Genomic DNA, 16142 nt, shown 5'->3' with positions numbered 1-16142 from the left:
ATCGGTCTATCGGCCTATCGGTCTATCGGGCTTTTCAGCTATTGGGCGAACCGGCTGCGCTCGTCGCGTTCCAGCGCCGAGCAGGCCGTCCTGAGCATGGCAGAGAAGCGCGTCAGCGCGGGTTCGATGCGATAGACCGGGCCCGCAATGGAAATCCCATAGCATTCGCCCGATAGCCGCACCGGCCAGGCCAGCGCGCCAACATCGGGCATCGACTCGCCCAGGTTGATAAAGCAGCCCAGCTCGGCGGACTTCTCCAATTCGGCTTCCAGCTGCGCCACGCCCGATATCGTGCGGGGCGTAAACCGCTCGAAGCTGAGTTGCGCCATCAGTGCGCGGCGCTCGTCCTCCGCCATGACGGACAGCAGCGCCTTGCCGATGGAGTTCGCGTGGAGTTCGCGCCGCTCGCCCGCGGTGGCGATATAGCGGATCGCGTGCGGGGATTCGAGCACGTCGAGGTACACCACCCACCGGCCTTCATGCAGCTTGCCGATCACCACGGTTTCGCCGGTGGCGGCACGCAGCTCGTTCATGGTGCCGTGCACGCGGTCCAGTACCGGATCGTGGCGCGCGATCTGTTGCGCCATGGCGAGCAGCCGGCCGGTGGGGTAATAGCCCTGGCGGCGGCCGGTCTCGTAGAGATAGCCCAGCGAAGTCAGGGTGCGGATCAGCGCCAGGCAGCTTGAGGCCGGCACCGCCAGCAGGCGGGCCAGTTCCGATAGCGAGAGCGCGCGCCGCTCGCGGGCAAAGGTCTCGATGATCTCAAGCACGCGCAGCGCCGTCTTCACGTTCATGGGCGGCGCTTTGTTGTCGTTGGCGGTCATGTGTGGTCAGGCCGCGCGCCTGGGGGGAGGGCACGGGCCGGGTTGGCCGGAAGATAAGCGATCATCATAGTCTATCGGCAAGCGACTTTCTTCCTCCCGGCCCGGCGCGCATCAGTAGCTCACGTTCAGCCCCAGGCGAAAGCTGCGCGGCGTGCCGTAGAACGACGAACTGGTGCTGGTGTAGTAGCGCTTGTCGAGCAGGTTGTAGAGGTTGAACGTCGCTGAGACATTCCTGGTGATGGCATAACGTGCCATCAGGTCCACCACCGAGTAGCTCCCCTGCGTGAAGCGCACCCCGAGCGGCCCCTGGTTGTCGCTGTAGGTCTGGTTCTGCCAGCGCAAGCCGCCACCTACCGTCAGGCCGTTGCCAATGGCGGCAATGCGGTATGTGGTGAACAGCTTGAGGGTGTCCTGCGGGATATTGGTGTTGAGCGCCTTGCCGTCTTTGTCCGTGCTGAGGTTGCGTGCGAAGCTGGCGGTTGCCTGCCAGTCACGCGTCAGTTCGCCCGAGACTTCCAGCTCGTAGCCGCGGGTCTTGGCGCCGGATGCGCCGTAGTAAGCCTGCGAGCCGTCGGGCGCGAGGGCGCCGGGGATGGCCACCGCCAGGTTGTCCTGCTTGACCCAGTAGAGCGCGCCGCTGAGGTTCAGGCGGTTGTTGAAGAACGCGCCTTTGCCGCCGATTTCATAACCGTTGCCAACCAGGGGGTCGAGGAAGCTGCCGTTGACTGTCCGGTTGTTTTGCGGCTTGAAGATATTGGTATAGCTGGCGTAGGCCGACCAGTGCTTGCTCAGGTCGTAGACCAGGCCGACGTATGGGGTGATCTTGCCGGTCTCCGAGCGGTTGTCCACCGACGTCGTACCGGAAGCGTAGTCGAGCGTGCTGTTGTCGTTGCGCCAGCTCGTGACGCGCGCACCGAGCAGCACGGACAAGCTGTCGGTCGGGCGCAAGCGGGCGGTGGCGTAGGCGCTGGTGCTCTGCTCGGTGAACCTGGTGGTGCCGTTGGGCGGGGTCTCGGGGGCTGCGGGGGTGCGGCCGTCCCACGTGTAGATGTTGGCGATACTGCTGTCCCAGCCAGGGAAGCGCCAGAGCCCATACGTCTGTGTGTTGTAGGTGGTCCGTGCGAAGGTGGTGCCGAGCACAAGCTCATGCTCGCGGCCGAGCAGGCTGAAGGGCCCCGTCGCGTAAAGATCGAAGCTGGTTTGCTCCGGTTTGGCGCCCCATCGTCCCGCCCATAGACCCAGGCCGGCACCGGTGCTCTGCACGGGATATCCGTTGGAGGCATATCCCATCAATTCGTCGTAGGCGTAGGTGTCGTGGCTAAGCGTGCCCTTGACGCGCCAGCTATTGTCGAACTTGTGCTCCAGCGAGGCGAACACGGTCTGGTTGCGCCGGGCCGAATAGGCCCAGTCGGCGGCCGCCGACTTCGAGCGGGCCCATGCCGTGCGCGTGCCGTCCGCAAAGTACAGCGGCAGGCCGGAGCGCGCGTGGCCCGTCAGGTCGAAGCTCTGCCACGAGAACCCAACGGTGGCCAGCGTGGATGGGGTCAGGTCGGCCTCGACCACGCCGTAGAAGATTTCACGGCGCTCATGCAGGCGTTCGATGTTGCCGTTGTTTTCCTGGTACGCGGCGACCAGGCGGCCGCGTACGGTGCCGGCCTGGTTCAGCGGGGAGGACACATCCGCCCCAAAACGCCGATAGTCCCACGAGCCGCCCTCGACACTGACGGAGGCCTGGAAATCCCGCGCCGGGCGCTTGCGCACCAGGTTGATGGTGGCCGCCGGCGAGCCGATGCCGTTCATCAGCCCGGTGGCACCGCGTACCACTTCCACACGGTCGTAGATGGCCATGTCGTTAGTCTGGAACAGCGAGTTATAGCCGCTGTTCAGCTGCAGCACGCCGTCGAGCTGGTAGTTCTCCACCTGAAAGCCGCGCGAGTAGACCGAACTGGTGTCGGAGCCCAGGTTGCCGCTCTGGTTGAGGATCAGGCCGGGCGTCTGGGTGATCACGTCGGTGAGCTGCGTCAGGCCCTGGTCGTCCATCTGCTGGCGGGTTATGACACTGACCGATTGCGGTGTTTCACGCAGGGTGATGGCCAGCCGGGTGGCGGTGTTGCTCTCATCGCTGGTGTACAAGCCGGTGCCCTCCGTGACGCCGTCGCCCGGCCCGTTTGCCGTGACCTTCACCTCCGCCAGCATGGGGCCGCCGGCTTCGGCGCCCGCCGCGGACGGCGCGCTGCGCTTGCGCAGGCGATAGCCTCCGCTGGGCCCACTGACCGCTTCGAGCTGCTGGCCGGACAGCAGCGCGGCCAGCGCTTCGGTCACGGTATAGGTGCCGTGCAGGCCTTCGCTGTGCAGGCCTTTGGTGAGCTCCGGATCGATGGCGACCAGCACGCCCGCCTCGCGGCCAAAGCGGCCGAGCACCTGGTCCAGCGAGCCGGCGCCAATGTCGTACTGCTTGCCGCTGGCCGGTGCCGCCTGGGCGCGGGCGAGGGTCGGCGCCAGCGTGGCCACGCCCAATGTGGTGCCTAGCACAGCCGCGCGCAGCGCAAGCGCCAGCGGGGTGTGCCGATAGCGGCCGCGGGGCTGCGACAGTAGCGTGGTGCCTTGCGGGTTCGTGCAAGGGCTGGGGCGGTGCGCCATGATGCTGGTTCCTCTGGATTCTTGTGTGATGGAAGGGCGGTGGGCTGCATGGCTCTGCAGCGCCGCTAATTCACTTGATGCGCGAGAAGCGAAAAGCTGCCGCGCGCGGACGAAGATTTCCAGGGAGGAGGCGGGATACTTGCCGGCCGCTGCCGGATCAAGGCATGGGAGCGAAGCGCTGGAACGTGCCGTGGCCTTATTTCGGTGCCACCGAGACCCAGTAGCGCGTGAAGTAACGCACCCGCACAGGCAGCGTTTCTTCGAGGATGGCAAGCACCGCATCGGTATCGTCGAGCGGGAAGGCGCCAGACACGCGCAATGCGGCCAGCGACGGATCGCAACGCAGGGAGCCGGCGCGGTAGCGCGCCAGCTCCGCGATGAACCGGGCCAGCGGCATTTGTTCCGTCACCAGCATGCCGTCCAGCCAGGCGCCGGCCTGCGGGTGAACGGAGGCCGGCGTGTCGATGGCGGTGGCGGTGAAGACAGTCTCCTGTCCCGCATCGAGGCGAAGCGGCGCGCTTAGCTGGCGGGCCCGGATCCGCACCGCGCCTTCGAGCACGGAGACAGCGATCGGATCGCGCTTGTCGCCGCTGCCGTCCGGCGCCAGCACGCCATCGCGGACGATAAAGCGCGTCCCAATGGGTGTGATGCTGCCGTTGCGGGTCGCCACCGAGAACGGTCTTCCGGCCGGGTCATGGCCGGTGGTCACCTGGATCTCGCCGGCCAGGAAGACAAGTTCGCGCTGCATCGGCGTAAAGCGGACGTCGATGGCGCTGCCTGTGTTGAGCACGACGCGGGTGCCGTCGGCCAGTTCGATGGTGCGGCGCTCGCCGCTGCCGGTACGGTGGTCCGCCGTCCAGGTGTTCCAGTTGCGCCAGGACAGTTGCTCGCGCGCCAGGCAGACCCCGCCCGCCGCGACACCCAGGCCGGCAATCGACTTCAGCGCGGCGCGCCGCGAGGCCCGGCGGGCGGTGCCCGCGGTGCTGGCCGTGTGCAGGGCCTTGCGGGCGACGGCCGCCGGCATCTGGTCCAGGCCGGCGCGCAGATCCTGCCCGAGCAGGGCCATGCGCCGCCAGGCCAGTTCGTGCGCAGGATCGGCTTGCCGCCATTGCTCGCACGCGGCGTGGTCGGCAGCGGTGGCCGCGCCCGACTGCAGCCGCGACATCCAGTCCGCCGCCTGTGCGATGACGTGCGGTTCGATGCGTGCGCTTGCACGGGCATCGCTTGCCTGCGGCGCAAGCTGGGGTGTGAAGGGTTTCATGGTTGCCGCGAGGCCATGGGCAATCGGGGCGGGGATGYCGGCGTCATYCGTAGACCGCGGTGTAGCAATGCAGGAAGGCCTTGCTCATCCATTTCTGCACGACGTTGACGGTGACGTCGAGCCGCTGCGCGATCTCGCGGTAGGCCAGGCCATCCAGTTGCGACAGCAGGAAGGCTTCGCACACGCGTGGGGGGAGCTGGTCGAGTACCGTGCTCACGGCGGTCAGCGCCTCTACCACCAGCGCGCGGGTTTCGGGCGAAGGGGCGGTGGCTTCCGGCTGGAGGGCCAGCGCTTCGAGATAGGCGCGCTCAAGCGCGAGGCGGCGGAAATATTGCGCCGTCAGCCGGCTCGCCACAGTGGTCAGGTAGGCACGCGGCTCGCGCAGCGAGCTGGCGTCGCAGGCCACCAGCAGGCGGGTGAACGTATCCTGGGCCAGGTCGGCGGCGTTGTCCGCATTGCCCAGCTTGCGCCATAGCAGGTTGACCAGCCAGCTGTGGTGGTTGCGGTAGAGCGTGTGGAGTTCCGACTGGGGAAGCGTGTCTGCCGTGGCCATGGCGCCTGGATAATGCGGGCGCCATGCGCCAAACGCTATTGAGAATGATTCGCATTGTATGCGAGGTCGCTACTCAAAAACAAGGCGTGCTTCTGCCGTGAGTGGGCGGGCACATCTCCCTACCATTGCGTATCCGGCCTCCATCCGCCGCCAAGGGCCTTGTACAGGAGCACCGAGCCTTGCAGGGCAGCCAGGCGCAACTGGGCGGCATCGTCCTCGGCGGCGTAAAAGGTGCGTTGGGCGTCCAGCACGATCAGCAGCGTTTCCGCGCCGGCGCGATAGCGGCGTTCCGCCAGCGCGAAGGCGCGCCGGGCCTGCGCCAGCTCCTCATCCTGTGCGATACGCTGGGCGCCGACGCCGGCGATGGTGTTGAGCGCCACTTCCACATCGCCCGAGGCCGCGACGATGGCGCGGCGGTAGTCCGCCAGCAATTCCTGCTTCTGCGCGATGGCCATGTCATGCCCGGCGGCCAGCCGTCCGGCGTTGAATATCGGCGCCAGCACGCCGGCGGCGATGGCGTAGACCGGGTTCTCGAACAGGGTGTGCAGGCGGTCGCTTTGCCCGGTGGCGCTGGCGGTCAGGGCGAGGCGCGGCAGCATCAGCGCGCGGGCCACGGCGATATTGCCGTCGGCGGCCGCCAGCCTGGCCTCTGCCGCGGCCAGGTCGGGGCGGCGCGTAAGCAGTTCGGCGGGCAGGCCGCTGTCGATGGCGGGATCGCGCAGGCCGGCAAGGCTGGCGGTGCTGATTTCGAAGCTGCTGGCGGACTGCCCCAGCAAGATCGCCAGCGCGACCTGGCTGTCGTTGGCGCGTTGCGCCAGCAGGCGCAAGGTGCGCTCCCGGCCGGCCACCAGGCCGCGCTGCTGCGCCAGTTCCAGCGCGGTCGCGCTGCCGGCGCGCTGGCGCGCATCGACCACGGCCAGTACGCCGCGGGCATTGTCCAGCATGCGGGTGGCAATGGCGATGCGCTCGCGCAGGCTGACGGTTTGCAGCCAGGCCAGCGCGACTTCGCCGGTCACCGACAGCGTGACGGCATCCTGCGCGAAACCGGCCGCGCGCAAGGAGGCGGCGGCGCTGCCTGCGGCGGCGCGGTTGCCGCCCCACAGGTCCACTTCATAGCTGGCCGCGAGCCCGAGGCGGAAATTGGCCGAGCTGTCGCTGCTGCTGATGCCCGAGCCGCCATAGCGCCGGGCGTCGGCGGAGCCGGTGAGCTCCGGCAACAGCGGTGCGCGGGCAATGGTGACACTGGCGCGTGCCTGCTGCACCCGGGCGTATGCGGCGGCGATGCCGGGATTGTCGGCGCGGGCCCGCCGCACCAGCGCATCCAGTTCGGCATTGCCTAGCGATTGCCACCAGTCGATGCTGACCGGATCGGCRCCGGCCCGGTCCGGGGGCGCGTAGCGCCATTGCGCGGGCGTGGCGGGCAGCGGGGCCTCGGGTGTGGCCTTCGTGGCGCAGCCGCCGGTGGCCAGCGCGGTCGCCAGCAAGGCCGCGCGCAGGGCGAGGGAAGTCAGGGCGCTCATGGTTGTCATTCGCTTGCCAGTGCTTGTACGGGGTCGAGGCGAGCCGCCTGGCGGGCTGGCATGTAGCCGAACAGCAGGCCGGTGGCTACGGCGCAGCCAAAGGCGCCGGCGATGGCCGTGAGCGAGAAGATCACCGGCACCCTGGCCAGTTGCAGGGCAAGGCCCACGGCGATGCCGAGCACCACGCCCGTTACGCCGCCGAGCAGCGATACCAGCACGGCTTCGGTCAGGAACTGGCGCAGGATGTCGCGCTGGCGCGCGCCGGTGGCCATGCGGATGCCGATCTCGCGGGTGCGCTCGCGCACCGTCATCAGCATGACGTTCATCACGCCGATGCCGCCGACCAGCAGCGAGATGGCGGCAATCAGGCCGAGCATCAGTGTCATGGTGCGTTCGGTCTCCGCGCTTACGCGGATCGACTCCGCGCGGTTGTACACGCGTGCATCCTGGTTGCCGCGCCGGGCGGCGAGGGCGGCCAGGATGGCCTGCTCGGTCTGTCTGGCTTGCTGCATGTCGCGGATTGAAACCGCGACCCAGGTGGGATAGGGATTGCCGTAGAGCCGCGCGCTGGCCGTGGAGAAAGGCACCACCACGCGCTCGTCCTCGTCGGCGTTGCCGGCCAGGGCACCCTTCTCGGCGAGCACGCCGATGACCTGGAACGGCACGCTGTCCAGCAGGATGGTCTGGCCGATGGGGTCACTGCCGTCCTCGAACAAGGCATCGCGCACGCGCTTGCCAATTACCGCAACCTTGCCGAGATCGCGTTCGTCGCGGGCGTCGAAGTACACGCCCTCGGCCAGCCCCCAGTCCAGCGCCGCGGCAAAATCCGTGGTGGCGCCGCCGCCTTCGGTGCGGTGGTCGACATTGCCGCGCCGCGCCATCACGAAGCCTTCGATATACGGCATGGCGAGTTCCACATTCGGCACGCCGCGGATGGCCTCCACATCGGCCAGCGTGAGCGGCCCGCTCCGGTCGCGGCTGGTCGGGGGCAGCACGCCCACATACATCTTGTTGGCGCCGAACACCGCCATCTTCTTCATCACCTGGTACTGCGAGCCGCTGCCGATCGCCATCATGACGATCACCGAGGCGACGCCGATAACGATGCCGAGCAGGGTCAGCCCGGTGCGGAAACGGTTGCTCCACATCACGCGCCACGCGGCGCGCGCGGCCTCGGCCACGTCGGCCGCGAGCGAGGCATGGCGGTCCTTGCCCGCGCGCATGCGGGCAAGCAGTTGGGCGGCGTCGTTGGCGCCTTGGGCGGGCGGGTTGGCATCGGCGGCCTCGGGCGCCGCATGGCGAGCGCTGGCGGAGTCCGATATCACCAGCCCGTCGCGGATCTCGATCACGCGGCGGGCCTGCGCCGCGATGCCGCGATCGTGCGTGATCAGGATCACCGTGTGCCCGGCAGCCGCCAGCCCCGACAACAGCGCCATGACCTCGGCGCCGCTGCGCGAATCGAGCGCGCCGGTGGGTTCGTCTGCCAGGATGATGCGTCCGCCGTTCATCAGCGCCCGYGCGATCGACACGCGCTGCTGCTGGCCRCCGGARAGCTGGCCGGGGCGATGGCCGGCGCGTCCGGCAAGGCCGAGCTGCGTGAGCAGCGCCTCCGCGCGGGCCTGCCGGGCGGCGGTGGGCTGGCCGGCATAGATGGCCGGCACTTCCACGTTCTCGCGCGCCGTTTCGGTGGCGATCAGGTGGTAGCCCTGGAACACGAAGCCGAAGGCTTCGCGCCGCAGCCATGCCAACTGGTCGGCGTCGAATCCCGCCACGTCCTGTCCACAGATCAGGTAGCTGCCTTCGCTGGGACGGTCCAGGCAACCCAGCAGGTGCATCAGCGTCGATTTGCCCGAGCMGGAACTGCCGACGATGGCGACGAACTCGCCCGCCTCGATGCGCAGCGAGATACCGCGCAGCACTTCGGTGGCAGGGCTGGCGCCGTCGCTGCCGCCGCCATAGCGCTTGCGGATGCCGCGCAGCTCCAGCAGTGCCGGTGGGTTCAAGGGCAGGTTCACAGGCGGAACCTCGGCATGTCGTCTGCAGGCTTGCGCTCGCCGGTGATCAGCCGGTCGCCTTCGCGCAGCCCATCGACGATGTGCGCGCGCAAGYGGTCTTGCACGCCAACGCGGATCTCACGCGCCTGCGCCTTGCCGGCAGTGTCCAGCACACGGGCGCGGAAGCGGTCGGGCCTGCCGTCCACGGCCTGCAGCGCGGCCAGCGGGGCGACCACCACGCCGCGCGCTTCGGCGGAGACAAAGGAGACCTGGGCGGTCATCTGCGGCATCAGTTCGCCATCGCTGTTCCCGACGTCGAACAGCACGGTGTACAGCACGACCTTGCTCGCCGGCGTGGCCTGCTGGTTGCCCTGCGTCTGCTGGGCCTGGCTGCCCGGGGTCGGCGGCGCCGGCAGCACCTGGCGCACCTTGCTGCGCCAGCGGCGCTGCTCGCCGCCCAGCGTGGTGAAGCTGACCTGCATGCCCGGGCGCACGCGGCGCACGTCTGCCTCCGACACCTCGGTCCACACCGTCATGGTGGCGAGGTCGGCAATGCGCAGCAGCGCGGGCGTCTGGTAGGTGGCGTTCAGGGTTTGCCCCTGGCGTGCTTCCAGCGTGACCACCGTGCCGGCCATGGGCGCGTAGATGCGCGTGTAGCCCAGCTTGGCGACGTCGCCGTTCAGGGTGGACTGCGTTTGCTCGATCTGCGCCCGCAGGCGGGCCATGCGCGCAGCGGCGGTCTTGAGCGCGGCCGCGGCGGTTTGCACGTCTTCGTCGCGGGTGGCCTCCTGGCCAGCCAGGTGGCGCTGGCGCGCATCCTGCTGTTGCGCCAGCATGTGCAGCGCTTCCTGTTCGGCAAGTTGTGCCTTGAGGCCGGCCAGTTCGGCGCGGCCGGCATCCACCGTGGCACGCGGCACGCTGGCATCGATCTCGGCCAGCAACTGGCCTTGTTCCACGGTGTCGCCCACCTGCACGAGCAAGCGGGTGATCTGCCCGGAGACCTGCGCCCCCACGTCGACATAGCTGCGTGGATGCAGGGTGCCGAGCGCGGTGACGCTGGTTTCGATGTCGCCGCGCGCGATGGTGACGGTGTCGTAGCGCGGTGCGGCGTCCGTGCTCCACCAGGCCACGGCGCCTAGCGCGGCGAGGGCCAGGACGGCGATGCCGGTGATGGGAAGGAGTCGGTGAGGCTGCGCCATGCGTTAAGGGTTTTCCGGTTGACCAGGTGAGGGCGCGGTCCGGGGTGGCCGCGCCGCGGAAGTTGAACTGGCATGTGAGGCACGCTGGCAAGCCCTACGCCGGCACCGCCAGCCTGGCGGCGGCAAAGACCGTCGCCGGCAAGGCCAGCGCCGCTGCCGTTCGGGGGTGATAAGCCAGTATCAGCACGTAAGCCAGGGCGCCGGCGCAGAGCGAGCCGGCCCAGACCACGGCGCCGATGCTGGCGCCCCAGCCGCGCAGGCAGGGCCAGGCCGCCAGGGCGAGCAGCAGCCAGCCGCAGCCGCGCAGCAGCCAGCGTGCCGGAGGGGCGGGATCGCGCCGCCAGATTTGTCCGTGGTGCCGGTCCATGGCGAGGCTGAGGCTGGCCATGCCGGCGTAACACAAGGCCAGGGTTGCCGAGGCGGCCAGCGCCGGGGGCATCGATATCAGGGCCATCATGCTTCTCCCGGCGTGGCCGCCGCGCCGGCACGCCTGCCTGGCGAACGGGGCATGGCCTGGCGGCCGGCCCGGCGCACCCTGGCGGCGGCCCACAGCAGCAGGGTGCCAAGGGTGAGGGCGCCGAGTTCCAGGCCGGCGCTTTGCCAGTCCCCGAGCGAGGCATAGCGCAGCAGGTGCCAGCCCGTGGTCAGCGCATTGAGCAGCGGCAGGATCAGGCAAAGCAGGCCGGCCAGCGCCAGTTGGCGCGGCCACGCTTTGGCCGGCTGGCTGGCCAAAGCGTGCACCGTGGCTGCCAGCCAGATGGAGAAGAACACGGCGATTTCCCACTCGTGGCGCGCCTCCAGCGCCACCGGGAGCAGGCGGTTGCCCCAAAGGTAGGCAGCGCAGGCAATCGCCAGGCCGGCGACGGCTGCCACGTTGAGGCGGTCGATGGTGCCGTAGACGCGCGCGCTGGCGGCGCCGAACTCGCGCGCCTTGCGGTTGCCGCGCTTGGTGGAGAACAGCAGCAGGCCGGTGGCGATCATGGCGGAGCCCGCCAGGCCGCAGGCAAGGTAGAGCCACCTCACCGCATTGCCGCCGAAGCGCGCCATATGCAGCGTGCGCATGACCGAGCCGGCGACCAGCGGCGCCGCGCCGCCGGTGCCCAGCATCTCGTCCTCGGCGTGGGCCGACAAGTAGGCGCCGGTGACGCCGTCGTAGCGGAACTCGCGCTGCGACGAAAAGGCGAGGCCATCGTAGCGATAGAGGCCGGCAATGCTGACAGTGGCGTTGCCGCGCCCGGGCCGCGCCACCGCCACCGAGGCGATCGCGTTTGCGCCGGCGTCGTCCGCCGCAGCCAGCCGTGCGCGTGCATCGGCCAGCAGCGTGGGCAATGCCACCAGCGTGGCGGGCGCGCCGGGAGGAGGCAGGACCTTGGGCTCGAGCCAGCCGGCCCGCCCGAGCACGCCGAACAGCTTGGCTTCGCTGCCTTCGTAGTACGTCCGGATCCCCGCCGGCATGGTATCGGGCCACCAGATGATGAGTCCCGTGTACGAGATCATGAACAGGAAGGGCAGCGTCAGCACGCCCAGCGCATTGTGCGCATCGAGCCAGGAGCGCTGGCCCTTGCCCGGCCGGAAGGTGAAGAAATCCTTGAAGAAGCGCTTATGGGTGACGATGCCCGATACCAGCGCTACCAGCATGGCCATGGTGGCGAAGGCGACGATCCATACGCCCAGCATGCCGCCGTGCAGTTCATAGTGGAAGAGCACGAAGTGATGGCCGCCCAGCGTGTCTCGCGGTGCCGGCAGCACGGCGCCGGTGTTGGGGTCGAGGCGGATCTCGCCACCGGCCTGCCCGTCCCAGTGCACATGCATGGCGGCGTCTTCGGGCGAGGGAAACTCGATTTCCCAGTGGCCGGATTGCGGCGCATGGCGCTCCAGGTAGCGCTGGGCGTGGGCCAGCGCCTGCGCCGGGTCGGGCATTCCGGCGCTGACTTCCAGCCGCTCCGGCTGCATCCAGCGCGTGATGGCGCCGTCGAACACGCTAAGGCTGCCAGTCAGGAACACGGCGAACAGCAGCCAGCCCAGCCACAGGCCACACCAGGTGTGCAGCCATGCCATCGATTGGCGGAACGTCCCTTTCATGGCAGGCCTCGCGTCCAGTGCCCGGCCGCGGCGGTTGCAAGCAGGACGGCGGATGGCGCCAGCAGCCCCAGCCAGGCGCGGCGGGCCGAGCGGGCCGCGAAGGCCCAGAGCGCCGCGCCGGTGTAGATGGCGTAGCTGAGCAGGCTGGTGGTCATGACGGCTTCGGCCCGCAGGCCAGGCAGCACCGCGGCGCAGGCCAGGATGCTGGCGGAGGCGAGCAGGTAGCCGCCCAGGATCGCCGCGGCCGCGCGCGATGCAATCCGCATGGCTTGGGAGGGGGCGGGATGCTTCATGCGGCAGCGCTCGCAAGGGGCGGCGCGCAAGAGCGGCCGGTGTCCGGGGGCAGGCGGGGAGCCAAGGTGCGGTTTTCCTTTCCGAAAAGGGGGTGGAGACAGGGTGGTGGCCGGGTGGTTCACGCGACGCCGGGCATAAGCTCGCAGCGTCTCTGTATCCCTGACGCACGAGATCGGAGAATCTGCCGGGCCGCCGGAGAAATTTTTGCCGCCTGCCGTGGCGAGCGCCACCGGCCCCTGACCGGGYTTGGCGGATCAGGTGGTCAGGAACCGTTATGGGGCAAGGGGAATGCGGAAAGGGGAAGCGGCGGGGCGGCCGGCGAAGCTCGCCGATCCTCTCATTTTCGCATCGCCGGCTTGTATGGRCAGACGCGATGGGAGACGTCACACGGGAGCCCTCGACTACTGGATGATTGCCGGGCCGGTACTCCCTGATCTGACATTGAATTCCTACGGTGAATTGCTGCTTGCCAGGCTGGCGTTGTCCGGGGGAATGCCAGGGTTCGCCGCGGCAAACCGGGCGACGCCGGGAGCCGGCCGCTTGGTAGCCGCTCACGCCAGTTGGGCTGTCCTTCGAGATTCATACCATGGCGATGCTTAACCAAAAAGCCCGCCTACACGGCTATGACCTCCCGGCCGGACCAGTCTCGCCTCAAGCCTTGACCGCGAAGGGGGCAACGAAGCCGCGCAGCCGCAGCGCGTTGGTAAGGACAAACACGCTGGACAAGGCCATGGCGCCTGCAGCAAACACCGGCGAAAGCAAGTTGCCGTTGACCGGGTACAGCAGGCCAGCCGCGACCGGAATCAGGGCAGCGTTGTAGGCAAACGCCCAGAACAGGTTCTGCTTGATGTTGCGGATCGTGGCCTTCGACAATGCAATCGCGTTGGGCACGCCACCCAGGTCGCCGGACATCAGCACCACGTCCGCCGCCTCGATGGCAATGTCCGTGCCTGTACCGATAGCAAGTCCCACATCGGCCTCGGCCAGCGCCGGCGCGTCATTGATGCCATCGCCCACATACGCGATAGGACCGTACTGCTTCTTAAGCCGCTGTACCGCCTCGACCTTGCCGTCGGGCAGCACTTCGGCAACCACCTCATCAATGCCCAACTGGCGGGCGATTGCCTCGCCGGTGCGACGGTTGTCGCCGGTGATCATGGCAACCTTCAGGCCAAGGCCGTGCAAGGCCTGGATGGCGGCCGCCGTAGTTTCCTTGATCGGGTCGGCTACGGCAATCATGGCTGCAAGCCGGCCATTGATAGCTGCGTACAACGGTGTCTTGCCTTCGTCGCCCAGGCGCGCCGCATCCGCGCTGAACGCTTCGACATCCAAGCCCAGCTTCCGCATGAAGCGATCGGCGCCAATCTCGACCAGATCGCCATCCACCCGGGCGCTGACCCCAAAGCCCGTAATCGAATCGAACTGCCCGATGGTGCCCAGGGCGATCTTTTGCGCCTTGGCGGCATCGACGATGGCCTGTGCAATCGGGTGTTCGGACTTCGCTTCGACAGTGGCTACCTTGCCCAGCACCACTGACCGTTCGAGTCCCGGGGCAACGATCAGATCCGTCAGTTCGGGACGCCCTTTGGTCAGCGTTCCGGTCTTGTCAACGGCCACCACCCTGGCGTCCTTCAGGGATTGCAGTGCCTCGCCCTTGCGGAACAACACGCCCATTTGCGCCGCGCGCCCGGTGCCCACCATGATCGACGTCGGCGTCGCCAGGCCCATCGCGCACGGGCAGGCAATAATCAGCACGGCAACCGCGTTGACAAGCGCGAATGTCAGGGCGGGGTCCGGTCCGAAACTCAGCCAGATAACGAACGTCAGCGCGGCGGCGGCCATGACTGCCGGCACGAACCACATGGTGATGCGATCGACCATCGCCTGGATCGGCAGCTTGGAGCCTTGCGCCTGCTCGACCATGCGGATGATCTGCGCCAGCACGGTGTCGTTGCCGACTTTGGTGGCGCGGAATGTCAGCGCGCCGTTCTGGTTGACAGTGCCCCCCACCACTTCCGAGCCGGGCTYCTTTTCCACGGGTACCGGTTCGCCACTGATCATGGATTCGTCGATGAAGCTATTGCCGGCCACGACTTCGCCGTCCACAGGAATGCGCTCGCCGGGACGAACTTCGATCAGCTCGCCCGCGACCACTTCTTCGATAGGAACCTCAAGCGTCGCGGCATCACGCACCACACGCGCGGTCTTGGCCTGCAAACCGAGCAGCCGCTTGATCGCTTCCGAGGTGTTGCCCTTGGCGCGGGCTTCCATATAGCGGCCAAGCAGGATCAGCGCCACGATGACAGCGGCGGCTTCGTAGTAGACATTGACCGTGCCGGCGGGAAGCAGGCCCGACGCAAACGTAGCCACGGCCGAGTAGGCATAGGCGGCGGAGGTACCTACCGCCACCAGCGAATTCATATCCGGCGCACCCCGCAGCAGCGCCGGGATGCCCTTCTTGAAGAAACGCAGCCCCGGCCCGAACAGCACGATGCTCGAGAGCACGAACTGGATATACCAGCTGTTCTGCGTGCCGATGCTTTTTGCAATCACGTGGTGAAACGCCGGAACCAGGTGCGCGCCCATCTCCATGATGAAAACGGGGAGGGCGAAAAGCGTGGCAATCGTCAGGGCGCGCCTTAGCGACTTCAGTTCGACAGCCTGGCGCTCGGCCACGGCATCGGTGTTGCTGGTGTCGCCCGAGATGACCTGCGCCTCGTAGCCTGCCCTGGCAACGGCCTGGATCAGGGCTTCGGGCGAGGTGCCGCCAGCGGCGCTGATCCGCGCGCGCTCAGTCGCGAGGTTGACGGTTGCATTGTTGACGCCCGGTACGGCTTTCAGGGCCTTTTCGACGCGGCCCACGCACGAGGCGCAGGTCATGCCCGTTACCGATAACTCAATGGTGCTCGAAGCCACGTTATAGCCGGACTTCTGCACCGCCTGCACAGCGGCCTCGACATTCGGTACCCCGTCAAAAGTGATGTCGGCGCGCTCGGTCGCGAGGTTGACGCTGGCCTTGTTCACGCCTGGCACGGCCCTCAGKGCCTTTTCGACGCGGCCCACGCACGAAGCGCAAGTCATGCCTTCGACCGGGATGCTGATCGCAACACTGCCTGTCGGGCTGGAACTCATCACTGCTCCTTGAAAAATTGGGAAGCTCCTTCATAACGGTGGCCACTTTAGAGCTTCCGATTATGTCAAGGTCAAGCATCCGGACGGAGTATTTAGCCGAATCTGCCGAAAAAGCGTCTCCGCGCGATGCGGCATAAATTGGTCTGCCCTGGTTGATTCTCGATCTCTTCTTGGATCTACCGCTTCGCTTTCTGGCGTGCCCGTTCTTTCCACTCACGGGCGATGGCGGCGACAGTCCCGTCGTGACGCAGCGCGGCACCCGCAACCAGATCCCTTATGGGGCGGGGGTGGCCTATGCTACGGAGATAGGCGAGCGTTGCAATCCCTACCGGCAATAACACAGAAAAGCACAGAGACAGAGCCGAAATTCAAGGAGCGCTTGTGGACACCCCTGTAGACATCGAATCCCGCCGCGAACGCGGCAAGGGCACGCGCAAACACGTTCCCCGCAGCGCGCATGTCGCGGTCGGCAACGTCGAACGAGATCCCGTCGAGTTGCTGGAGATCAACAGCGCCGGCCGTGTCGAACGGCTGGTGCCGCTGCGCTATGGCCGCATGATCGAATCGCCTTTCACCTTCTACCGTGGCAGCGCCATCATCCAGGCGCATGACCTCGCCGGTACGCCGAATTCAGACATCCCCA

Annotated in this window: 12 protein-coding genes; 1 reads left to right on the top strand and 11 read right to left on the bottom strand. The window is 67.7% G+C overall.

Going from position 1 to position 16142, the window contains the following annotated elements; all coding sequences use genetic code 11:
• Window positions 1–38 precede the first annotated feature (38 nt).
• The 11 genes from AC1DN0_RS16000 to AC1DN0_RS15950 all read right to left on the bottom strand — a co-directional run bounded on the left by AC1DN0_RS16000 (window position 39) and on the right by AC1DN0_RS15950 (window position 15499).
• Complete coding sequence (locus AC1DN0_RS16000) at window positions 39–794, bottom strand: IclR family transcriptional regulator (protein ID WP_035862925.1); 756 nt, start codon at window positions 792–794, stop codon at window positions 39–41.
• A gap of 141 nt (window positions 795–935) precedes the next feature.
• Complete coding sequence (locus AC1DN0_RS15995) at window positions 936–3464, bottom strand: TonB-dependent siderophore receptor (RefSeq protein ID WP_477111816.1); 2529 nt, start codon at window positions 3462–3464, stop codon at window positions 936–938.
• Between the two features lie 196 nt (window positions 3465–3660).
• Window positions 3661–4725, bottom strand: a complete 1065-nt coding sequence (locus tag AC1DN0_RS15990; RefSeq protein ID WP_477102553.1) for a FecR domain-containing protein — start codon at window positions 4723–4725, stop codon at window positions 3661–3663.
• A 43-nt stretch (window positions 4726–4768) separates the two neighbouring features.
• On the bottom strand, window positions 4769–5278 hold the full coding sequence (locus AC1DN0_RS15985; RefSeq protein WP_477145840.1) for a sigma-70 family RNA polymerase sigma factor: 510 nt from the start codon (window positions 5276–5278) through the stop codon (window positions 4769–4771).
• A 119-nt stretch (window positions 5279–5397) separates the two neighbouring features.
• Entirely contained in the window at window positions 5398–6807 is a 1410-nt protein-coding gene (locus tag AC1DN0_RS15980; RefSeq protein WP_441628555.1) for an efflux transporter outer membrane subunit, read from the bottom strand.
• Window positions 6804–8813: a MacB family efflux pump subunit gene (locus AC1DN0_RS15975; RefSeq protein ID WP_477145839.1), complete on the bottom strand. Its 2010-nt coding sequence runs from the start codon at window positions 8811–8813 to the stop codon at window positions 6804–6806. Before AC1DN0_RS15975 ends, AC1DN0_RS15980 begins: the two co-directional genes overlap by 4 nt.
• Entirely contained in the window at window positions 8810–9991 is a 1182-nt protein-coding gene (locus tag AC1DN0_RS15970; RefSeq protein ID WP_477145838.1) for an efflux RND transporter periplasmic adaptor subunit, read from the bottom strand. The genes AC1DN0_RS15975 and AC1DN0_RS15970 overlap by 4 nt, the downstream gene beginning before the upstream one ends.
• A 94-nt stretch (window positions 9992–10085) precedes the next feature.
• Window positions 10086–10448 carry a DUF3325 domain-containing protein gene (locus AC1DN0_RS15965; RefSeq protein WP_441628549.1) on the bottom strand — a complete coding sequence of 121 codons (363 nt, stop codon included), beginning with the start codon at window positions 10446–10448 and terminating at the stop codon, window positions 10086–10088.
• Complete coding sequence (locus AC1DN0_RS15960) at window positions 10445–12073, bottom strand: PepSY-associated TM helix domain-containing protein (RefSeq protein ID WP_441628547.1); 1629 nt, start codon at window positions 12071–12073, stop codon at window positions 10445–10447. Before AC1DN0_RS15960 ends, AC1DN0_RS15965 begins: the two co-directional genes overlap by 4 nt.
• On the bottom strand, window positions 12070–12366 hold the full coding sequence (locus AC1DN0_RS15955) for a DUF3649 domain-containing protein (RefSeq protein ID WP_441628545.1): 297 nt from the start codon (window positions 12364–12366) through the stop codon (window positions 12070–12072). Before AC1DN0_RS15955 ends, AC1DN0_RS15960 begins: the two co-directional genes overlap by 4 nt.
• A 652-nt stretch (window positions 12367–13018) precedes the next feature.
• Entirely contained in the window at window positions 13019–15499 is a 2481-nt protein-coding gene (locus AC1DN0_RS15950) for a heavy metal translocating P-type ATPase (RefSeq protein ID WP_477145837.1), read from the bottom strand.
• Between the two features lie 381 nt (window positions 15500–15880).
• Here AC1DN0_RS15950 and AC1DN0_RS15945 point away from each other — a divergent pair.
• A partial coding sequence (locus AC1DN0_RS15945) for a DUF2252 family protein (protein ID WP_477111814.1) occupies window positions 15881–16142 on the top strand: 262 nt, incomplete at its 3' end.

The sequence above is a fragment of the Cupriavidus sp. 05N39 genome, from assembly GCF_056397325.1.
This window is presented reverse-complemented; position numbering and strand designations above follow the sequence as displayed.

Coding starts and splice junctions, on each gene's coding strand:
- AC1DN0_RS15960 (WP_441628547.1), bottom strand. CDS start 12,073: ATGAAAGGGACGTTCCGCCAATCGATGGCATGGCTGCACACCTGGTGT.
- AC1DN0_RS15955 (WP_441628545.1), bottom strand. CDS start 12,366: ATGAAGCATCCCGCCCCCTCCCAAGCCATGCGGATTGCATCGCGCGCG.
- AC1DN0_RS15995 (WP_477111816.1), bottom strand. CDS start 3,464: ATGGCGCACCGCCCCAGCCCTTGCACGAACCCGCAAGGCACCACGCTA.
- AC1DN0_RS15965 (WP_441628549.1), bottom strand. CDS start 10,448: ATGATGGCCCTGATATCGATGCCCCCGGCGCTGGCCGCCTCGGCAACC.
- AC1DN0_RS16000 (WP_035862925.1), bottom strand. CDS start 794: ATGAACGTGAAGACGGCGCTGCGCGTGCTTGAGATCATCGAGACCTTT.
- AC1DN0_RS15990 (WP_477102553.1), bottom strand. CDS start 4,725: ATGAAACCCTTCACACCCCAGCTTGCGCCGCAGGCAAGCGATGCCCGT.